At 49.8% G+C, this 19251-nt stretch carries 18 protein-coding genes and 1 pseudogene; 4 read left to right on the top strand and 15 right to left on the bottom strand.

Features of this window, described 5'->3' with window-relative positions:
- Positions 1-222 precede the first annotated feature (222 nt).
- Both H6853_02365 and H6853_02370 read left to right on the top strand, forming a co-directional pair.
- Positions 223-3504 carry an inverse autotransporter beta domain-containing protein gene (locus tag H6853_02365; GenBank protein ID USO04140.1) on the top strand — a complete coding sequence of 1094 codons (3282 nt, stop codon included), beginning with the start codon at positions 223-225 and terminating at the stop codon, positions 3502-3504.
- 137 nt (positions 3505-3641) lie between these two features.
- Entirely contained in the window at positions 3642-3989 is a 348-nt protein-coding gene (locus H6853_02370; GenBank protein ID USO04141.1) for a four helix bundle protein, read from the top strand.
- A gap of 120 nt (positions 3990-4109) precedes the next feature.
- On the opposite strand, the gene H6853_02375 is transcribed toward H6853_02370, so the two are convergent.
- On the bottom strand, positions 4110-5864 hold the full coding sequence (locus H6853_02375) for a ParB/RepB/Spo0J family partition protein (protein ID USO04142.1): 1755 nt from the start codon (positions 5862-5864) through the stop codon (positions 4110-4112).
- A 298-nt stretch (positions 5865-6162) separates the two neighbouring features.
- On the opposite strand from H6853_02375, the gene H6853_02380 reads away from it, so the two are divergent.
- Positions 6163-7665, top strand: a complete 1503-nt coding sequence (locus H6853_02380; GenBank protein ID USO04143.1) for a Fic family protein — start codon at positions 6163-6165, stop codon at positions 7663-7665.
- 90 nt (positions 7666-7755) lie between these two features.
- On the opposite strand, the gene H6853_02385 is transcribed toward H6853_02380, so the two are convergent.
- The 7 genes from H6853_02385 to H6853_02415 all read right to left on the bottom strand — a co-directional run bounded on the left by H6853_02385 (position 7756) and on the right by H6853_02415 (position 13651).
- Positions 7756-8220: a thermonuclease family protein gene (locus H6853_02385; GenBank protein ID USO04144.1), complete on the bottom strand. Its 465-nt coding sequence runs from the start codon at positions 8218-8220 to the stop codon at positions 7756-7758.
- Positions 8221-8242: 22 nt separating this feature from the next.
- On the bottom strand, positions 8243-8554 hold the full coding sequence (locus H6853_02390; GenBank protein ID USO04145.1) for a hypothetical protein: 312 nt from the start codon (positions 8552-8554) through the stop codon (positions 8243-8245).
- A gap of 8 nt (positions 8555-8562) precedes the next feature.
- Positions 8563-9570: a type IV secretion system protein gene (locus H6853_02395; protein ID USO04146.1), complete on the bottom strand. Its 1008-nt coding sequence runs from the start codon at positions 9568-9570 to the stop codon at positions 8563-8565.
- A 3-nt stretch (positions 9571-9573) separates the two neighbouring features.
- On the bottom strand, positions 9574-10029 hold the full coding sequence (locus H6853_02400; GenBank protein ID USO04147.1) for a hypothetical protein: 456 nt from the start codon (positions 10027-10029) through the stop codon (positions 9574-9576).
- A 273-nt stretch (positions 10030-10302) separates the two neighbouring features.
- Complete coding sequence (locus tag H6853_02405; protein ID USO04574.1) at positions 10303-12042, bottom strand: VirB4 family type IV secretion/conjugal transfer ATPase; 1740 nt, start codon at positions 12040-12042, stop codon at positions 10303-10305.
- A gap of 26 nt (positions 12043-12068) precedes the next feature.
- A complete protein-coding gene (locus tag H6853_02410) occupies positions 12069-13328 on the bottom strand; it encodes a HipA domain-containing protein (GenBank protein ID USO04148.1) in 1260 nt (419 codons plus the stop codon).
- Positions 13325-13651, bottom strand: coding sequence for a hypothetical protein (locus H6853_02415; GenBank protein ID USO04149.1), 327 nt, complete (start codon positions 13649-13651; stop codon positions 13325-13327). The genes H6853_02410 and H6853_02415 overlap by 4 nt, the downstream gene beginning before the upstream one ends.
- A 384-nt stretch (positions 13652-14035) precedes the next feature.
- Between H6853_02415 and H6853_02420 the strand changes: the two genes are divergently transcribed.
- Positions 14036-14434: a DUF3800 domain-containing protein gene (locus H6853_02420; protein ID USO04150.1), complete on the top strand. Its 399-nt coding sequence runs from the start codon at positions 14036-14038 to the stop codon at positions 14432-14434.
- Between the two features lie 6 nt (positions 14435-14440).
- Here the strand turns inward: H6853_02420 and H6853_02425 are convergent, their stop codons facing one another.
- The 7 genes and pseudogenes from H6853_02425 to H6853_02455 all read right to left on the bottom strand — a co-directional run bounded on the left by H6853_02425 (position 14441) and on the right by H6853_02455 (position 19198).
- Positions 14441-14602 (bottom strand): hypothetical protein, encoded by a 162-nt coding sequence (locus H6853_02425; protein ID USO04151.1) that lies wholly within the window; start codon positions 14600-14602, stop codon positions 14441-14443.
- A gap of 192 nt (positions 14603-14794) precedes the next feature.
- Positions 14795-15913 carry a phage portal protein gene (locus tag H6853_02430; protein ID USO04152.1) on the bottom strand — a complete coding sequence of 373 codons (1119 nt, stop codon included), beginning with the start codon at positions 15911-15913 and terminating at the stop codon, positions 14795-14797.
- A gap of 101 nt (positions 15914-16014) precedes the next feature.
- On the bottom strand, positions 16015-16221 hold the full coding sequence (locus H6853_02435) for a hypothetical protein (protein USO04153.1): 207 nt from the start codon (positions 16219-16221) through the stop codon (positions 16015-16017).
- Positions 16218-17149 (bottom strand): annotated as a pseudogene (locus tag H6853_02440) (phage terminase large subunit family protein). The gene H6853_02435 and the pseudogene H6853_02440 overlap by 4 nt, the downstream one beginning before the upstream one ends.
- Positions 17146-18501 carry a recombinase family protein gene (locus H6853_02445; GenBank protein ID USO04575.1) on the bottom strand — a complete coding sequence of 452 codons (1356 nt, stop codon included), beginning with the start codon at positions 18499-18501 and terminating at the stop codon, positions 17146-17148. Before H6853_02445 ends, H6853_02440 begins: the two are co-directional and overlap by 4 nt.
- Positions 18501-18974 (bottom strand): DUF2924 domain-containing protein, encoded by a 474-nt coding sequence (locus H6853_02450; GenBank protein ID USO04154.1) that lies wholly within the window; start codon positions 18972-18974, stop codon positions 18501-18503. The genes H6853_02445 and H6853_02450 overlap by 1 nt, the downstream gene beginning before the upstream one ends.
- Positions 18971-19198: a hypothetical protein gene (locus H6853_02455; protein ID USO04155.1), complete on the bottom strand. Its 228-nt coding sequence runs from the start codon at positions 19196-19198 to the stop codon at positions 18971-18973. Before H6853_02455 ends, H6853_02450 begins: the two co-directional genes overlap by 4 nt.
- Between the last annotated feature and the right edge of the window lie 53 nt (positions 19199-19251).

The following is a 19251-nucleotide window of genomic DNA, read 5'->3' on the forward strand; positions in this document are numbered from 1 at the left end:
ATTTTTACTAACACCTCTTGCGGTTGTTAAATCGGTGGATTTTTTGCAAAGTTCTTGAAAATCTGGCGTTTTTTCTAAATTACCCCTTGTCCCCCCCCCCCCGATTTTTATAATATAAACTGTGGAATTCTAAGTGTTTTCCGCTCACGATTGTATTCAACCCAGATTTTGTTCGATATGCGCTTGCCGGGAAAACAGTTTAGACATTTTACCACTGGACTTATGTTCCTTTTGCTCATCCCGCTCCACTGGGGATTTTCGGCAAGCCCGGTCAATGCAGGGGAAACTTCATCCTCTCTGGTATTTCAAAAACTTGATAATATTGATCCCGAAGCCCTTTCTCCTGAAGAAGCGAAAAGCCTGATTCGTGAACTGAAAAGTTTGGCGCAGAAAGAGGAGGCGGCTTCTTCTTCATTATATAAAAGCACCCCTTATCCCAAAAAAGAGCGTGAATACAGCGCGTGGGAGCGGCGTATCGCGCAGGAAGTCATTGCCACGGGGCAAATGCTGGAGGGCGACCCCAGATTTGATGATGTGGTGTCCACGTTGGCGCAGCGTGGTCGCTCGATATTGCCGGATGGTTCTAACGTGACGCAGGACTGGGTGCGGGAGAATTTGCAGGATGTTTTACCCGCGATTGATAATAAAATGGCGGCAGCGGCGATGAATGCGGCAACGGGAGAGATTGCCAGAGGAACCGGCGACATGGCGAACGGTTTTGCCCAATCACAGATAGGATCGCAAATTGGCTTATCCGGGGAAGGGCAAAGCTATGATCTAGGCGGCAATCTTAAACAAACGGCCATTCGCAGCGGCCTGGAAGGGGTAAAGGCAGCAGCGTCGGCAAGCGATATTTATGCTCTGAATCACCTGGAACTGGAATACTCCCTTTCGGGTGACGGAATTGATGAATACTCGGTTTTAACCGTCCAACCGCTCTGGGACAGTGCCGATTTGCGTCATAACATTTTCGCGCAGGCTTCCTACGCCAACAAACAGGTTGAAGATATAGGTGCGGATACAAGCCAGCGCCGCGATACGGTGAATGCCGGGCTTGCTTACCGCTACATTACACCAGATGAACAGCATATGTTCGGGGCCAATGCCTTCTTCGATCACCAGTGGCCGTATCACCATAATCGCATGTCGTTGGGGCTGGATTATAAAACCAGCCTGTACGGTGTGGCGTTCAATAAATATGTCGGCCTGTCCGACTGGCGCGGACGTGATGACGGTTATGAAGAAAAAGCATTAGGAGGTGAAGATCTGGAAGTTTCGGGGCGTTTGCCCCAAGCCCCGGAACTGGAAGTGTTTGCCAAGGGCTATCATTGGAGTCAGGAAAAGACACCTGTTATCAATCCGGACGGGGACGATATATGGGGCTATCAGTTTGCGGCGGAATACACGCCGGTGAATGCCTTTACGATCCGTTCCCAAGCGACAAGAGACAATGAAATGGACGATATGGAAGGGCAGATTACCATGCGCCTGAATTATCGTTTCGGGCAGGGATGGGATGATTTGTGGAAGCGCCCGACTTACAATCTTGATTCCGTTCTGGATCGGCGTTTTGAGAAAGTGCGCCGGAACAATGAAATACGGGTACAGGTGCGTCAAGACCCTGATGTAACGGCGCGCGTGACCTTTGCACAAGGGGCAAATGTCAGTGTCGGGCAATCTCTGGCCTTCGGCACGACGATTACGACCGGCGGCGCGGGCGGCGACGGAGCCACGGTAGTCTTCGGCAACGGCGCAAGGCTGGATGTGGGACAAAATACGCAAGTGCGGATTGAAAAAGACCAGATCGTCCTGATTACCGGGATTATACAATTCACCAGCGGCAGTGGCGGCATAACGGTTATTGCCGTGCCGGGCGGTACAATCGACCTGATAGGAACGGACGTGGATGTGCGCGTATCGGGCGGCACCACGACGCTGCGGGTGCGTGATGGCGCAGCGGACTTTACAGACGATACCGGTACAACGCGCGTGAATACGGAAGAACTGGCCGAAGCACAGGATGGGGATGGGCTGGCACCGCAAATCCGCGCCGAAGGTACGGCCATTTATGAGACACATACAAGTGAAGCGCACACGCAGCTTGATCTCGTCGGCCCGCAGCCTTCCAATCCGAAAGCCGCGCCTTTTGCCGATGAAGCGGTCAGTGTGGCCGGCACGCTGGCTACGGGCAATACACTGACCTTTACCGTGCCATTGACGGGAAGCGTCACGGTCACCGGAATGCCGAGGCTACGCTTTACCCTGGGCGGTCTGGATCGTCTGGCCGATTATGCGAGCGGCAGCGGCACATCCACGCTTGTCTTTACTTATGATGTTGTGGGTGCGGATGAAACATTGTCCAATATCGTTGCCGAGGAAATCGAGAAGAACGGCGGTACGTTGACCGGCACAAACGGCGCGCCGATGGTGCGGACGGTCAGCGGCGGATTGTCCGGCACGGTGCCGGATGTCACCATGCCGACGATTGCAGGCTTTACGGCGGTATCGAGCGGCGGCGACCCGGCAGGAATTGGCGATATAATCACGGTGACATTAAACGCGAATGAAGACCTTGTGCAAAGCGGCACGCCGAGCTTAACGCTGAATATTGGTGGCACGTCCCGCACCGCGAATTTCTCCGCGATCAATGCCGGTAACGCCGAATTTACCTACACGGTGCAGGCGGGGGACAATGACGCGGACGGGATCACGATTACCGCGATCACTGTGGCGGCGGATGAGCTGGAGGATGCGTCCGGCAACGATCTGGATACGACATTTGCTCTGCCACATAATTTAAGCCTTGATGTAAGCACGATCCTTCTAGGTCTTTCATCTTGCCCGTCCGGTGATTTGTCCGCCCCGGCCAATTCAGGCTGTGCGCGCCTGTTTGGGGCGGATCCCACGGATATGGATGATGTGATGGTTTATGCCGGGGATGTACCGGGCACAACCACGGACTTCTTCGTGCGCCGCTGTGATCTGGGGCAGGACTATGACCCGGTTGACGACCGCTGTGAAAATGGCGGCGGCGATCCGAATACCAGAGATACGATGCAATGGAAAAATGCCAATACGGAATCCGACACAACGAATATAGGAACGGGTACGGCTTGGACAAATGTAAATGCCACGGATGGCCCTGGCAATACGGCAACGCTTGTGGCCGATGTATCAGGTACGCACACGGCGGCGGAAACCTGTAATGCTCTGTCCGGCGGTGGCTGGTATCTGCCGGCGATTTCGGAACTGGATGTGATCTATGCCAATTTGAATGCGACAGACGATCCCGACCATCCATTGCCGACAGTCAATGATGCGACAGATGATGATAACAGCGGCACGACCGGTCCGTTGCGTAGCAGCTTTGATCTCAGCGGCCAATGGTACTGGTCGTCCTCGGAGCCCAATAGCGGCGGCGCATGGATACAGCGCTTCAGTGACGGTGGCCAGAGCAGCAGCAATAAGACGCCTTTCCGTAGCGTCCGCTGTGCCCGGAGATGAACCATTTAATCATTTAATAATTTAACTGTCCCCGCGAAGCGGGGTCGCTACAAATTTTTTGCAGAATTTTTTAAAAACATCTTTTCTTACAGTTGGTTAATACGCACAATAGAGGTCTGTATGAAGGGTGTTTTTTAATGGCGCAATACCAGCATTTGCCAATTTACAAGTTGACCTATGATCTGCTTTTGCGGATTATGCAGGTGACGAAGAATTTTCCGCGCGAATATAGGCACACACTTGGGCAGAAGCTGAAAGAAGAAATTATTGAGCTGGTCGTTATGATCTATAAGGCCAACACAGCCAAGGACAAGGAGCATCACATTGAAATGATCCTTGAGCGCATTCAGGTGGTGCAGTTATTGATAAGATTGTCGCATGATATAAGAATATTGCCGCGTAAGCATTACGTAGACCTTGCCGAGAAAATCGACAGCCTGGCTCGTCAGGCGCAAGGGTGGCTCAAGAGTTCGGGAAAGAGATAGCCAGAACGGGTTGCGGCCAAGGCCCGGCCCGGCGAGCGTGTTCATCTCGGATGATGGCGGTAACGGTTTCAAAAGGAAACCACGCGGCGTTTATAGCCGCGTGGCAAGTGGGGCAGGGGACTAGGCCGCTTCCGCGTATTCTTCCTCGTCCTCAAAGTCGGCGGATTCTTCAAAATTCTCTTCCTCCGGCTCATCTTTGGCATCGGGATTGATAGCGGGAAACTGCATGGCTTCGGGAATCCAGAACGTAGCTTTTAATTCATCTTGGTTCGGAGCTTCCAGTGTCAAAACGTGCTGGAAGTGCTTTGCCATTGAGGACACAAGTTCTTTCTTCTTGTACCCCGCCGCACTACCGTACTTTTGGGAGCAACCGGCCTCGCTGATAATTTTCAAAAGCTGTTCCTTGTTGCGGCGTTTCAGGAACGCTTCGTCAGGCCGCCAGTAATCCCGCATATCGACATTCAAATCCGCCGCTATCTTGTTAAACAGGCTGTCTGCATTGGTATCAAGACGATCAACAAAGCTCTGACCAAACTCTAAAACTTCCAAGGCCACCAGAATTTCTTCCAGTTGTTCATCGGACAAGGACTGTACGGCCATATATGCCCCTTCCATATTGTAAGAAAACAAATAGCCCAAACTATGCCAACTTTGGCGGTCTTCGTCCTGTTCAATGGCTTCCTTATCGACACCGAACAATCCCAGAAGATCAGTGCATTTATCATTGATAACCTTGAGGGCAGGGGGGGTATATCCTTCCTGCATAAAATAAATCAAGGCATCGTGATTTTTAAAGCGATACAACTTTTGGGTCACAGCCAGTTCCTTTGCTTTTCTCGGATTTCCGAGCAAAGCGGCCTGTACTGCCACGCTCTTGTGCATGGACATATTACGCACAAGCGGGGTGGAGTAGGTGGGTTTCGGCTTTTTCAGGGCATCCGTGGTCGATTTATCGGCCTTGGTTTTGGTAAGTCCTTCATGGACTTCTACTTCACCATCTGAATGAATAGCCACGATAACGCCGCCTTTCTCACCTTCTGGGGCTTCGCCGTATTCCCATGAATGGAAATGCCCTTCAAGCAATTCAGCCCATTCAGCGGTGTTTGAGTGTTCTTCTACGAGTTTTTCTGCCGCCGCTTTTTGCAACTCGAAAAATTGCTCAAAATCGTTGAAATAGGTGGCATCATCCTCGGCGAGAAGGTCTTGCGTGAAATCGCCTGTGTATTCGGCTTTATCAAAAATTGCCATAGACACACTCGGCAAATTGCCAAGAATCATGTCTTTTACATCTTCCGCGTCATTGTAACTGGAAGTCGCGCGGCCTAAGACCCTTTCCTGCTGTTCATGGCTTCCGATGCTCAAGGCTTCGGCTTTTGAAAGCGTGAGTTCACCTTCGATTAAAGCCTGTTTCGCCGCTTCACAAAGGTCTGTCAGAGCAAGGCGGCGTTTGATAGTCGCCACGGCAAGACCCGTTTTTGCGACAATATCATCCAGTCTTTCGCCATCCTGAACCAAGAGCTTGATAGCTTCGGCTTCTTCCATTGGAGAGAGGTCTTCCCGTTGCATATTTTCCATTGTGGCAATACGCTGTGTTTCTTCATCCGATAAGTCGGCTTTGATTTCAACCGTCACCTCGTAATCTTCGGGCAAATCGCCTTGCTCCTGCAATAGAGACAAAGCCCGAAAACGGCGTTCACCGCAAATAATCGGGTGCATTTTCTTTCTGCCTTTGGGTTTGCCGACAATCAGGTTTTGAAGCAATCCGTCCGTTTTAATGGACAGTGCCAATCCTGCGATAGTGGCATCATCAAAGTTTTTACGCGGGTTTCCAGTTGAAGGCTGGATTTTTGAAAGTGGTAATGTTTGCAAAGTCATGGTATTTCTCCTTTTTGCTTTGGTTAGGTTAAAAAGTGCGTGTCGCACTTCTTTCCTATGGGCCGCGCAGCGGCTTCTAAGCGCCAGGATCCGTCAAGCTTGAAACCCTTCGTAGAAGGGGCAGGCGAAATTTTATTGTCTTTCCTAGCTTGCGACGGAAAGCAGTAAAATTTTCGGCTTTCGGGCTTTACGGAGACAGGCAAGAGAAAAAACAAAAAAGCCCTTAAACCCCAAAAATTGGAATCATCCCTTCCTTAAACCCCAAAAATTGGATAAAGTGGCCTTGAAAGGATTTTTAATGCCCACTTTTTTTGACGATCTGCCGGAAATCTTTGTCTCCAATACCGAAATTTCAGGATTGGTGAGAAAAGCCGTGAAATCTGGAAAGCTCCGAAAACTCGGCACAAGACTTTACACAAAAGATCTGGAAGCAACGCCAGAAAGCATCGTGAAGCGTAACTGGTATTTTTTGCTTAAACGTTATTACCCCGATGCCCTGATTGCCGACCGCACCGCGATTGAAAACCAGCCTGCGGCAGACGGCTCGGTGTTTATCGTTTCAAAGAAAAAGAGAGAAACCGTCCTGCCAGGGATTATTTTTAAACCAAGGCCGGGAGTAGGGGGCTTGGAAACAGACCGGCCTTTCCTGGGCGGGGTACATCTGTCCTCAACCGGGCGCGCCTATCTTGAAAATATGAGGCCGTCCCGCGCGCGCGGCGGCGATACCTCCCGCACCTTATCCCGAAAAGAAATTGAAGAACGTCTTGACCGCGTATTGCGGCAAAGCGGTCATGCCGGACTGAATGCCATTCGGGATGAAGCCCGCGTATTGGTAAAAAAGCTTGATGCGGAAAAAGAATTTAAGGAACTGGACGAGCTGATCGGATCGCTGCTTGGAACGCGCGACACAGAAATGAAAAGTGATATAGGCAAGGCCAGGAAAGGGGGGATGCCCTTTGATCCTGTGAGATTGGAAAAATTCATCACATTGTTTGAAGCCTTAAAAGCATCTGCCCCCGTACACCGCCGCGCGCGAGAAACCACCGGGGCGGCCAGAACCAATTTGGCGTTTTTTGAGGCTTATTTCTCTAACTTCATTGAAGGGACGGAATTTGAAATTGATGAGGCCGTTGATATTGTCTTTAATGGCCGCATCCCGAATGACCGGCCTGAAGACGCGCACGATGTTTTAGGGACATTCAGAATTGTTTCCGATACTTCGGAAATGGCCAAATTGCCAACTTCAGCGGAAGAATTGTCCCATTTGCTGAAAAGCCGTCACGCGGTTTTTATGGAGCTGCGGCCGGATAAACACCCCGGCGCGTACAAGATCAAAAACAACCAGGCCGGCTCAAGTCTTTTTGTCGCCCCTGAACTGGTGGAAGGCACACTAGAAAAAGGATTTGAAATATACCAATCATTGAGCGTCCCTTTGTACCGAGCCATTTTTATGATGTTCCTGATTAGTGAAATTCACCCGTTCACGGACGGTAACGGGCGAGCAGCACGAATTATGATGAATGCGGAGCTGATGGCGGCTGGTGAAGAAAAAATCATTATTCCCACGATCTATAGAAGCAATTACCTCTCTTCGCTCAAGGCACTAACCCATAACGGACTAACAGAGCCACTAATCCGAACACTCGACTTTGCTCAAAAATATACAAGAAGCCTCGATTGGGATGATTTTGAAGAAGCGCGGCGCCAGCTCGCGGGAACAAATGCCTTTATGGATCCGAATGAAGCTGACGAAAACGGCGTGAGGCTGAAACTTTATCAGGAAAGCGAGCGCAGCAGCTAATTTTTGGGGCGCTCTGGTGCTGTTGAACGTACCAGAGGGCAATTTTTTTTCGTGAGAACGACGAGAGAGCATGTTTTTTCACCTGAAAATTCAATATTTGTTGCTTTTTCGCCATTCTCGCGGCGTTTGAAACGTCCCGCCCCATATACCTCTTTTGCCGATTTGAGCCTGATCCTGGGCGGCAGCGTAAAATCCATGACTGAAATATCTGTAGTCAATAGCCCACCCGCCGCGCACCATGAGATCGGCAAGATCGTCGCCAGCAACGAAGCATTGCGCCACAGTACGGGTTTCGCTTTTGGCGCGAGGCTTCTCCTGACATTGCAGCTCGTCCGGGTCAATCAAGCTGACCAAGTATTCGCGTGCCTGCCGGCCACACGGATATTCCCGGCCGTCTTGCCAGCAGAATTGATGCAGCTCCACGGCGTCAATCCCCCAGAGCCGGATTTCCCGCGTGCCTAAAACAAAACTGTCGCCGTCTTTGACGTAGAGTTTTGTACCCGCCGCGGCCGGATATAAAAATCCTGAAAGCAGCAAACAACCTAAGAAAATCACAATCGGCAGGAATCGTGTTAATCTATTGTTCTCTAAGGCTAAGGTATTTGACTAGATTGGCTTCTGTTACGGCCTGATCCTGTGTCAAATTGCCGGCAATAAGACCCTTCGTGACTTCGGTGTAACCTGTTTGCCGATCGACTGTAATAACGTATGGCTCAAAAGTTTTTAGCGGCAGTAGGAAAAGAAGACAGAGTATGCAGAGTACAGAAACAACCATACTTGCAGACGCAACAATCCATGCTCGGTTTCTTGACTGTACGGCATTAGCGACAATCTCATTTTCCCAAGTTTGTCCTTTTTTATAATAGTCTTCTTTTTGCTTAGGATTCATAAGCATCTTTAAAACCCTCTAATCTTTTTAATAGTTTGCCCCAAACGATTTTTTGCCGCCGCCGCCGTTAATTTGGGGTGTCGGGCAGCATTATACCCAATGACACTGGCTTTCCCTGTAGCCGCAGGAGCGCGACGTGCTATTGCTGTACCAGCTCGGCTAAACCATGAGCCAGCTCCCAATGTTGAGAGTGATAACCCGCCGGTGATGGAAGCGGCCATATTCATTACTTGCGCGAGCAATAAAACTGCGACAACCGATGTAAACAAGAACGGCCCGATAGCGGTAATAAGAGGATCATCAGGATTCGAGTTATTCTCCATGAATTGAAGCGGCATTTCTGCAAGTGTCAGCATTAACGCGAGCAGGGCATATACAAAAATTGGGATGACAGCATAATTGAGCAGGGTTCGCAGCCAGCCTTCAAAGAGGTTTTTTGTATTGTTGAATATGAGCAGCAAAATAAACAGCGGGCCTACAGCAAGAAGAATGGCTACGGCTAATTTTGCCAAAACAATGAGCATAGCTGCAAAGGCAGTAAATGAGATAGCTCCAACCCAGATAGCCCCGGCATAGAAATAAAGCCCCCATTTTGTCCAGCCAGCACCCTCTAAAAGCTTTTCTGAAACTTCCATAGAGCGATCATAAAATTGCGACAACGCAAGATTTGCGGTGGTTTCATCATTGGCAACGGGGGCGGCTAATGTGTCTGCAGCGCCCTGCATAATCTGACCTGCTACATCGGAGGGAAGGTCAGTAGCCATGTCATAGACCAAGATCATAAAAGTATTCCACTCGGTCGCTACGACCAGAAGAATAATGATTTTAAGGACATTGACGAGAAGATCTGGAGCTGAGAAACGCCCGCTGACAATCACTTTATACCCAAATACTGCGATAAAAATGATAAACATTAACCGCCATAGTATTTGCACAACAGGCGTAAGGCTTCCAAAGGCCCCATTGACCAAAGCAAACACTAGATTGTCAACATTTGTAATAAGCGTTTCTATCATTTTTTACGGGTTTTCCGGCATAATGGCTTCAAGAGCTTTTTTTCTAGCTTCGGCCTCTTGTTCTTTTCTGGATTTAGTTGTTTTTTGAGGAAGGCGCATAGCATCTCTGGCTTTATCCGCATCGTATTGGTTGGCTTTTGAAGCCTGAACACGATCATTGAAGGCCATCCAAATAGTAGGCAGTTTCACATGATCGGGTTTGACGTTGCCAAAGCCGGCCTCAGTCATAATTGTTGCAAGGCTTTCCGCTGTGTTCTCACAGTTTTCTAAGGCGGTTTCAGTCGCGCTGCTTTGGTCGACCCAAAGCTGTCCGCATTGTTCAATAGCGGGTGTTTTTTTCTGGTATATCCATTCCGCTAATTCTTTAGAATCGCGCTTTTCAAGTGGGTTTTTACCGTCGTTACATGCTGTAAGGCCAAGCCCCGCTACCATTACGAAGAGAAGAGTCGTTTTTCTCATGCTTTTGCTTTCCCGTTATTAAAAAGTTCCGCCATATTGATAGGTATATGGTTACAAGGGTTTTCCGACATTGAAGCACTTGGAGGGCAGGGGGCTTTTTTCTCGTTGTACTTCAGCGACGAGCAACCGCCTAACGCCAAGGCTGGAAGTGCTAAAAGTGAAATTAAAAATAGTCGTTTCATCATCTACTCCATTTAGTTTTGAGGTAATTCCATAGCTTCTCTATGGCAGTAAAGCCAAGGATGGTGAGTAAGGCTATAGAGCAAAGTTTTTTCATGCGGCGGCTCTCCCGTTTGTAAAGTGAGGCAACCAGCTTTCCGGGCTTGTGCCGTGATCTTCCATAAGTTTTTCAAGGACGCGAACGCTTTCAGTACGACCAGACAAAACAGCAATAAATTCATCAAGGCCGGTGAGATCGAGTTTCGCAATGACGGAATCTGTACCGTGTCTAACCAGGAAGCATCGAGATTCCGGTGTTAAATTCCGAATAATTTTGAGTTCATGTTTAGAAAGGCCAAAGCCTTCGCAGTAATCTTTTTCTGACGCTCTGGCGTTGGGAAGGAATATTTGGGTAGGGGATTGCTCAATAATGGCATCACCAACCGAGCTTCCTATAGCGTCTTTGGCAGATTGGGTTGCGAAACCCAATATTCCATTTTGTTTACGAATGGTTTTCATCCAGTCCTTAATTCGGGCTGAAAATGCCGGATCATCCAACATTTTCCATCCTTCATCGAGCATGAGAATTGTTTTGTTGCCATCCAGAAGCTCATTGACCCGGTGGAATATATACATCATCCAAGGAGTGCGGCTTACTGGATCATCAAGGATGGAGGTAAGGTCAAAACCAATAGTCCGGTTGTTCAAAGAAAGCGTGTCAGTTTCATTATCAAAAAGCCATGCTCTTTCGCCCATACTGTGCCATTTGGCAATTCTCGATGCTAAGGTGTAGTCACCTGCAGAGCCATACCCTGAAAGTAGTTCAGAAAGATGAGCAAGGCGGCGATTTTCCGGCTTGGTTTCATAGTTTGCGTTTACTGCATCAGCAATAATTTCGATTTCTTGTGGTGTGAGGGGCTTGTTATTCTCGGACGTAACAAGCACTTTTATCCATTCTCGCAAGAAGCTTCTATTTTCAGGCGTATCCGGTAGTTGGAGTGGATTTAACCCTGTGGGTCTGCCGGCATGAACAATCGTATAATCCCCGCCGATCGCGCGAATAAAAATTTCCGCGCCACGGTCTTTATCAAAGTAAACAGCTTTTGGATTTAGACGCTGCGCTTGCGCCAATAGGAAAGTGAGTAGAACAGTCTTCCCCGTTCCTGTCGGGCCGATCACGGTAAAATTGCCAACATCACGTTCATGGAAATTAAACCAATATGGAGTGCCGGACGTTGTTTCTAGCCTCGTAATGGAATCTCCCCAATGATTACCGGTTTTACTTCCGGCCGGGAAGTTATGGAAGCTGGCAAATCCAGCAAAATTATTATTGGATATAAGGGAACGGCGGGCAATGTAACTTAAATTCCCCGGTAAATTCGCCCAGTATGCCGGTTCTAAATTTATATCTTCGCGGACACTGACGATGCCGAGATTAACCAATTCTGATACGCAGGCGCTTATGGCCTGGTCAAGATCTCTTGGAGCTTTTGCTATGCTCGTAATGGTCAAATGATGTTCGCCGAATGAACAACGCCCCGAAGCTAGGCTGTCTCTTGCTTCATCAATATCTTCAATGAGGCTGTTGGCGCCTTGTTCGCTGGCGATCATTTTACGCATGGCTTCATTCATGGCCGATAACGAAGTTTGCCTGTCAACGAACCCAAAACTTTGCGTCAGTATAAATTCGTGCGGGAGGCGCAGCAGGCCATCAAGCATACCGGGGCCGGTTGCGTTGGCGTATTCTTTGATGGACAAGACAGCAGCAAGCTTTACGTCACCTGGAGCTGCGCCCCGTACTTCCAGAGTTTCCTTACCAAAGGAAATTCGTTTTGCGGGCAGGTATAAATGCAGCCGGACATAGTGCTACCAACGGATTTTCATTGCATATCGCCAGCAGCTTGCGCATCAGCATGTTCAAAAGCCGAGGCCATGCGGTCGATTTCTCGTCTATCCAGCCCGTGACGTTGCGCTACATCGCGCCATTGCGACACCCCAGCGCCGACCTCTTTAATGATCGCTCTGGCTTCATCAGGTGACAGCCTGAAATCCTTTGCCACGGACAAGGCCAGATCAAGCGAAGCCGTGCCATCATTGAGGTCAATAGTGGTCGTCAGTATGCGCGGCTTGACCTCTACAGGCGTCGGGTTCATGTCGTAGGCAGGCGACAGCCGCCAGCCCTTATGACGTTCGTAAATGAAGCCGTGGTTGCGCAAATGGTCGTCGGTATTGGAGATCAGAATGCTGAAAACGATTCTGCGCCATAATTCGGCCAGATCTGCCACAGGCTCCGCTCCATATTGGCGCAACGCATCTGCAATCTCCAGATAGCTGTGCGGCTCGTTGTCTTTAGCCTGAAGCATGCTCATGGCCGATAGGAAAGGAATGCGCCTCTCACCTGCGCGGTCAAAGCGCCGGATGATGAAGACAGGCTTGTCCATGACCGTTTCCAGTCGCCATTTCGGCACGCTCAGCCCGGCCTTTTCAGCCAGCACCAGCGCAACCGCTTCCCAGACCACGACATTGTAGTCATCATCCTTGCGCGGGAATTTGGCGATAGACAAGTGGCCATCCGTGTCGCGCACGGAGGCTTTGGGCCGCGCTCCGCCCAGTGACGAGCCAGGTGCCAACAGAATGCGTAAATCCTCAGCGTTTTCTTCATCCGCTAGAAAGCGTTCGGTAGCCGATAGCAGTTTTGGCAAGTCCACCAGTGGAGGTATTGTTCTTTGGCTTTTAGGAGCAAGAAACGGGCCGTCTGGCGTGTCCGCAAAGCGCAACGCTCCCTGCCGCGCCTCGTCATTAACACCCAGCAGGAAATCCGCTTCACCCAGCGTTCGCATTGTTTCGCCAGCCGCGCGGGCGCGCTGCCCTTCCGCACGGCGCATCAGAACACGCCCCCAGCGATCAGGCGCGGAATCGCCAATAGAACCGAACAAGCTTTGGTCAGCTAGCGTATGAAAAGAACCCGCCGTCAAGGCCAGCGCAGGCTCCAGCGCGAAATGCTCTGGATGTTTCAGCCAGCTATCATAATATTCAAAGGACGCGCTCTCACGGCCTTTGCGGTTGTGACACCACAACCGTCCGACAGAATGGTTTTCATCACCCAGCTCAATGGAGACATGAATTTCGCGGCTACTCATGAGTGTTCCCCTTTAGACGGAAGGCGAATGCGCTTGGGCAGGTTTTCTTCTTCCAGCCTGCGTCCCACCACGTCATGATTGGCATCTGCCAAATCACCCAAGCGGTCTGTCAGTCCCAGCGCAAACAATACGGAGGCATACCCCCCCAGTGAAACCGAAGGGTCGCCTTTTTCAATTTTGCCGAGCGTCGCTCTGGACAGCCCGGCGCGTTCCGTCATTAATGCCATGGGGATACGGCGGCGGCGGCGACTGTCGCTGATGTCCTGCCCCAGCTTGCGCAGAGCTTTCTGGACGGGAATAGGAAGATTTGTTTTTTTCGCCATTTTATACCTTTACGGTTATTATCAGAGCTGTTATCTCTTATAAAGACTACCATAATATACTTTAAGTGACAAATCAAGCCAGATGGATATAATGTATAGAAAAATAGTCGCTAGACAATATAAGGGGTACTATAATAGACATTAATTGAATTTTAGAATATGAAAGAGCGTCATATCTGTAGCGGCTCCAAGGATATTTGCACCCAAATAACCATGTAATTTTAATATTCTATGTAAGATTTACATGGATAGAAAAGAATCAGCCAATTCTGTGCGGTGAATAGGAGCCTTATTCACCGCATAATATGCAGTAATCTTCCGAGCCTTGACTTCATTGAAGGGTTCACACCCCACCTTCTAATAGAGAGTTTCACCATCTTTTATTTGAAGCGGATCTCGGTATTCAAATATTCAAGTCACATCCTTGATATGGAAGATTCCATTCGCGATGATTTAGAATCTATGACGCTGATATCAGATGGGCAACCAGTAAAGAATTATCGTTTTGCCGATTCCAAATCTGAACCGGGTATACAGATTTCAGACATCGTTGTCGGATTGATTGGAAAAATGTACACCTATTTAACAAATACAACGCACGATGAAATTGCCACTGCACGTTCATCGCTGAGCGGAACCAGCTTGAAAAATGCAGAATTATTACGCGACCTCATTGACGCCTCGCATGAAGCAAATATTGCATTTCTTAATCACGTTATGAGTAATAATGATATAAACAAGATGAATTTATTTCTCCGGTCTCGCGGAAGCGTATATGAATAAAAAAACTCATTCTTGATCAATGAAATTCTCTTGATTATTTGTGTTGCTTATTTCATCCAATCCAGCTTCCAGACGCATGCGTTTTTCCTTGGCGCGTTGGCGATGCTTGCGCTCCCAATCGCCGCCTGTCAGCGCCGCTGTTTCTTCGGCCAGAGTTGAAATACCCATGTCCACACGTTCGCGCGCAGCTTTGCCTTCCTTAAGCTGGTCGATCTGGCCTCTCGGCGGCCCGAATCCATTCACTGCCCAAATAGGCAGCGCGGATCATAGGATCAGAGAAGAAACCGGGAGCGTTTAAATATCCTCTGGCAACAGCCTCTGTAATCACAGCCTCATAAACGGGCTGGCAGAACATGCAAGCTAGCCATTCCCGGCGGGAGCGAAAAACTTCCATGCTTCCAGCAGTGCCGCCTGCGCCGCCGAATAACTGGCCGTGAAATGCTTCACCACCAGCAGCTCGAAGGGAATTTCCAGCGCAACACCCACTTGCCGCAGGATGGCCAGCACAAACTGGTCAAAGGCCGCGTTCGGGCGTTTGGGATCGGCAATCTCCACGCTTTCGTAAGGTAACAAATCCAATATTGCGCCGGGGCCAAGCTGGAAATCCTTATCATCGCGCCCAGAACCAGCACCATCTTCCATCGGCGCAAGGCCGTCCGGATCTTCGGATTTAATGAATACGCTGAACATGGCCGACACCACCGCTGCCATCAGCTCGGCTTCGGAATATTTATCCAGCTGCTTGAGGCTTTCAATAACAGGCGCCAGATAAGGTGCTGGCCGTGTCATGCCCACCCGCGTAGGACGTGCCAGATGATTGACCAGCCAATTACCCTCGCGGTCATAAGCACGAAGCCGCACCCATTGCCGTGATCCGGGATCCCGAACATCACCGGGATGTGCCTGCAAAACATGATAGGCCAGAGGTGATCCCAGCGCATTTTTCTCAACACCGCCAGCCAATCTGGGTGCATCCATCGTCCAGTCAGGATTGCTGATGCGGTCTGCTTCGACCAACTGCAGACATGTGCCATATCGCGCACCGGGCCTTTGTGTGAAGCGGCGCAGAACAAAAACATCCCCAGCTTCTAAAACAGAGCGCAGTGCCAGATCCTGCATTCCGGAAAAATCCTGCATATGGGAGGTATCGCAATATTTGGAAGCGGCCCAATAGCGAAACTCACGCTCGGCGGCCCGCTCAAAGGCTTCGAAATCCTCTTCCTTATTGCCCAGAATGCCTTTCAGAACATCGCGATCCACGCGGGATTGCACTTTGAGGCCAGTGCCGACAACATTTGTGACCACCGTGTTAATGGCACCCGTTGCCAGCGGCGCATTGCGGATTAAATCGCGGGAACGCTCCCGTAACGCCGGAAGGTCAGGCAATGTGACCTGATCGGCGCTGCCGTCTATCGTATGCCATGCCTTGGTCTGGCGGCGGTCTTTACGTGCGCCTGTATAACCGCCATACAGTGCCATGACTGTTTTGGCTTTCAGGCGGCGTACACCTGCTTCAGGCGAAATCCAGCCAATGACTTTATCAAGCGTGGTAGGTTCTGGTAGCGAAATGCGTTTTCGGCTCATAACGGAACACCTCCGCGCATCCGGATTCCGCCACGGCTTTTCCGCTCGATCCGCTTTTCCAAATAAGTTTCCCGCTCATACAGTGTTTTCAGATCACCCTTTGTCACCGCGCGGCCTTCATAGGAAACGCTCTGTCCTCCGCCTTCAATGGCGGCAATGGCTTTTTGCACGCGTTCTAGCTTTTCTTCCAATGTGTCACTCATAATTTCACGCCTTTGCTCCGCGCACGCCGTCTTACAGGCTTACGCGTTGTTGGTTTGGGTTGATCTTCTTCTGATGGTCTTGGTTTAACGGGTTCGTCCAGGCCGAGGGATCGTTCCATTTCACGCCAGTGGCGATCACCGAAACGATCAAGCCCTTCAACAGCCGCAGCCGCGCGGGCGTAAACGTAGCAATCCAGCGCTTCATTGCGCTCTCTGGTCTTTTGCCATTCCCGCACCGCATAGCCACGGCGGTTTTTCGATGTAATCAGCTGCTCAGAGCAGAGCTGCTTCAAATATTCTTCATCCACCTGCGGCAGGTGAACATATCCAGCCGGATACGGCTCACCGCTTTCCTTCGTAGGCGGGTTCTTCCGCAGATTATTAAACAGCTCCAGCTTGGCAATGCCGCCAGCGACTGGCCGTACGCGCAATCCGCGTTTGAATTTTTACCATCGGCGGTCATCTCAACTGCGCTTGGCAATCCGACAAGAGCCGCACCGCGCTGGACGCCCTTAACCACCATCACCAAACCGAATCTCTCTTCCTGTTCAGCCCAGATCGGAGAAAATGACTTTTCAATATCGGTCAGCGCGAAACCTGCGGGTTGCTGTCCGTTCAGTACGGCATCAATAATGCGTGGCGATAGCAGCATGATGCGCATCATGCGCTGGAGATAGGATTTATTGATATTTTCTGCTGCGGCAATTTCAGAGACAGATTTATACTGACCTATGGCCAGAATTTTTTGCCAACGATACGCACGACCCAGCGCCTTGAGCAGCTTTTCATCTTTCCGCACTTCTAAATCAAGCCTTCTCAAATCTTGACCTTGCGGGCCGACCAACACTTTCTTGCCACCCCAGCGCCGCAGGTTAATTGGGATGCGAACGATGATTTTTTGATCTTCTGCGTGGTATTGTAGATTCATGCTTCAGCCCCATGTTTAATTTTGTGCTCTATTTCCTGCTGCAATTGAGAGAGAATATTTTCGATGCCATTGGCGCGGTATTCAATATCGATGCAGTTGCCATGCACCGCTACACGGTCAATCAACAAATGCGTAATGCGTTTTTGTTCAGCAGGCACAAGAATGTCCCACAAAGACCCCATGCGCTGCATCGTGCTGTGCAATTCTTGCTCGCTGTACTTGGGGATGTCCGTTTTTACCTTTTTCCAGACATCGACGATGACTTGTGGTTTTACAAAAATGCTTTGCATCTGCCCTTTGATAACATCTTCGATTTCACCCGCGGGGATACGATTGGCAGGACAAAGCTCGCAAGATTGCCTGCGATAAGAATTCGCCGAATAATAATGATAATTTTTATTTCCTTTTTTCGTATGGGTGGGGGACATGGCACCGCCGCAGCCACCGCAAACCAGAATGCCTTTCAGCAGAGCCTTTGATTTAGCCTGATAGGTTCGTTTACGTTTGCCTTTGCTACTTTCAGCAAAGATGGCTTGGGCAGTATCAAACTGCGACTGCGTTATAATCGGCTGATGCTGGCCTGGATAGTATTTGCCTTTATGATGGACTTCACCGAGGAAGAGACGGTTCTGCAAAAATGTGCGCAATGGGTTTTCGGTGAATGGTTTTCCACCAACCGGCTTGTTTGCTCGGCTGATATAATATTTTGTGCGATAACCTTTTCTATTTAGTTCTTGAGCAAGCAGGGATATAGACTCCAGCGCGGCAAAACGATCAAAGATGATATTGACCAGTTCAGCTTCCTTGGGGTTGACGATCAACTTGCGGTCAACCACATCATAGCCCAGCGGTGGCGGGCCACCCATCCACATGCCTTTCATTTTAGATGAGGCGAATTTATCGCGGATACGCTCGCCTGTGACCTCGCGCTCAAACTGCGCAAAACTCAGCAGGATGTTGAGCGTCAATCGTCCCATAGAATCCTTGGTATTAAAATGCTGGGTTACAGAAACAAAGCACACGCCGTGTTTGTCCAAAATTTCCACCAGCTTGGCAAAATCCATTAAGGAACGCGAGAGGCGGTCAACCTTATAAACAACCACAATATCAATGCGGCCAGCCTTGATATCCTCAATCAAACGCTTTAGTCCGGGTCGATCCATATTTCCACCCGAAAACCCCCCGTCATCATAAAGATCTGGGATAGCCCGCCAGCCCTCGCCACGCATGGCTTCAATATATTTTTCACCGGCCTCGCGCTGGGCATCCAGCGTATTGTAATCCATGTCGAGACCTTCCTCGGTGGATTTGCGGGTGTAGATGGCGCAACGCAGAATTTTCTTTTCTTCCATCATGCCCGTGCCTTTCTGGCGCGATGATAGCTGCGTTTCTCGCTGTCCTCTTTCTTGCCCAAGCCAAAGAATGCATTGCCATTCCAGCGCGTGCCTGTAATCGCAAATGCAACACCGGACAGGCTTTTATATTTCAGCCCCTGATATTCATAGCCATCAGCCAGCACATACACATGATGCTCAACGCCTTTGACCTCCCGCACCAATCGTGTTCCCACTGCCAGGCGGCCAACATCACTACGGCGCTGCTGGACGGCTTTGCCTTCGGCCAGAGCTTCCAGGCGATCAATCGTTGATTTGGTCAATCCGCCATAAGTCAGCTCCTGCATCCGATAGATGATCTGGTTGATCAGGTAAGTGCGGTTGTTTCGTGATTGGGGAGGCACATCAAAATAACGTTTCCAGACTTGGAGCAGCTCCTTTGCATCCATCGCCTCCAGCGCGGCATACTCTTTTAATATGTCTATTTTCATTCTTTTGCCCCTTTCTCCGCTCTCACTCTCGTGAGTTTGCGGCTAGGACATGAATGCTTCGAAGCACCGGGAAGTCCAGTCAAACTTCTCTCATTTTCTGAGCTATTTAATTGATTGTGCTGGGAAATTTTATAACGAACAACGGCGCCCGACAAGATCGTGATGATCTCGTTATAACGATCCGCGCTCGTCATTTCATCTGGATTGCGTGCCGTGTAATCCATAGAGAAGAACCTCCTTTAATTTGTTCTTCTCCTCTGGTTTGCCGTTGCACCTC

It is taken from the genome of Rhodospirillales bacterium (assembly GCA_023898765.1).
GTDB lineage: Bacteria > Pseudomonadota > Alphaproteobacteria > Micavibrionales > Micavibrionaceae.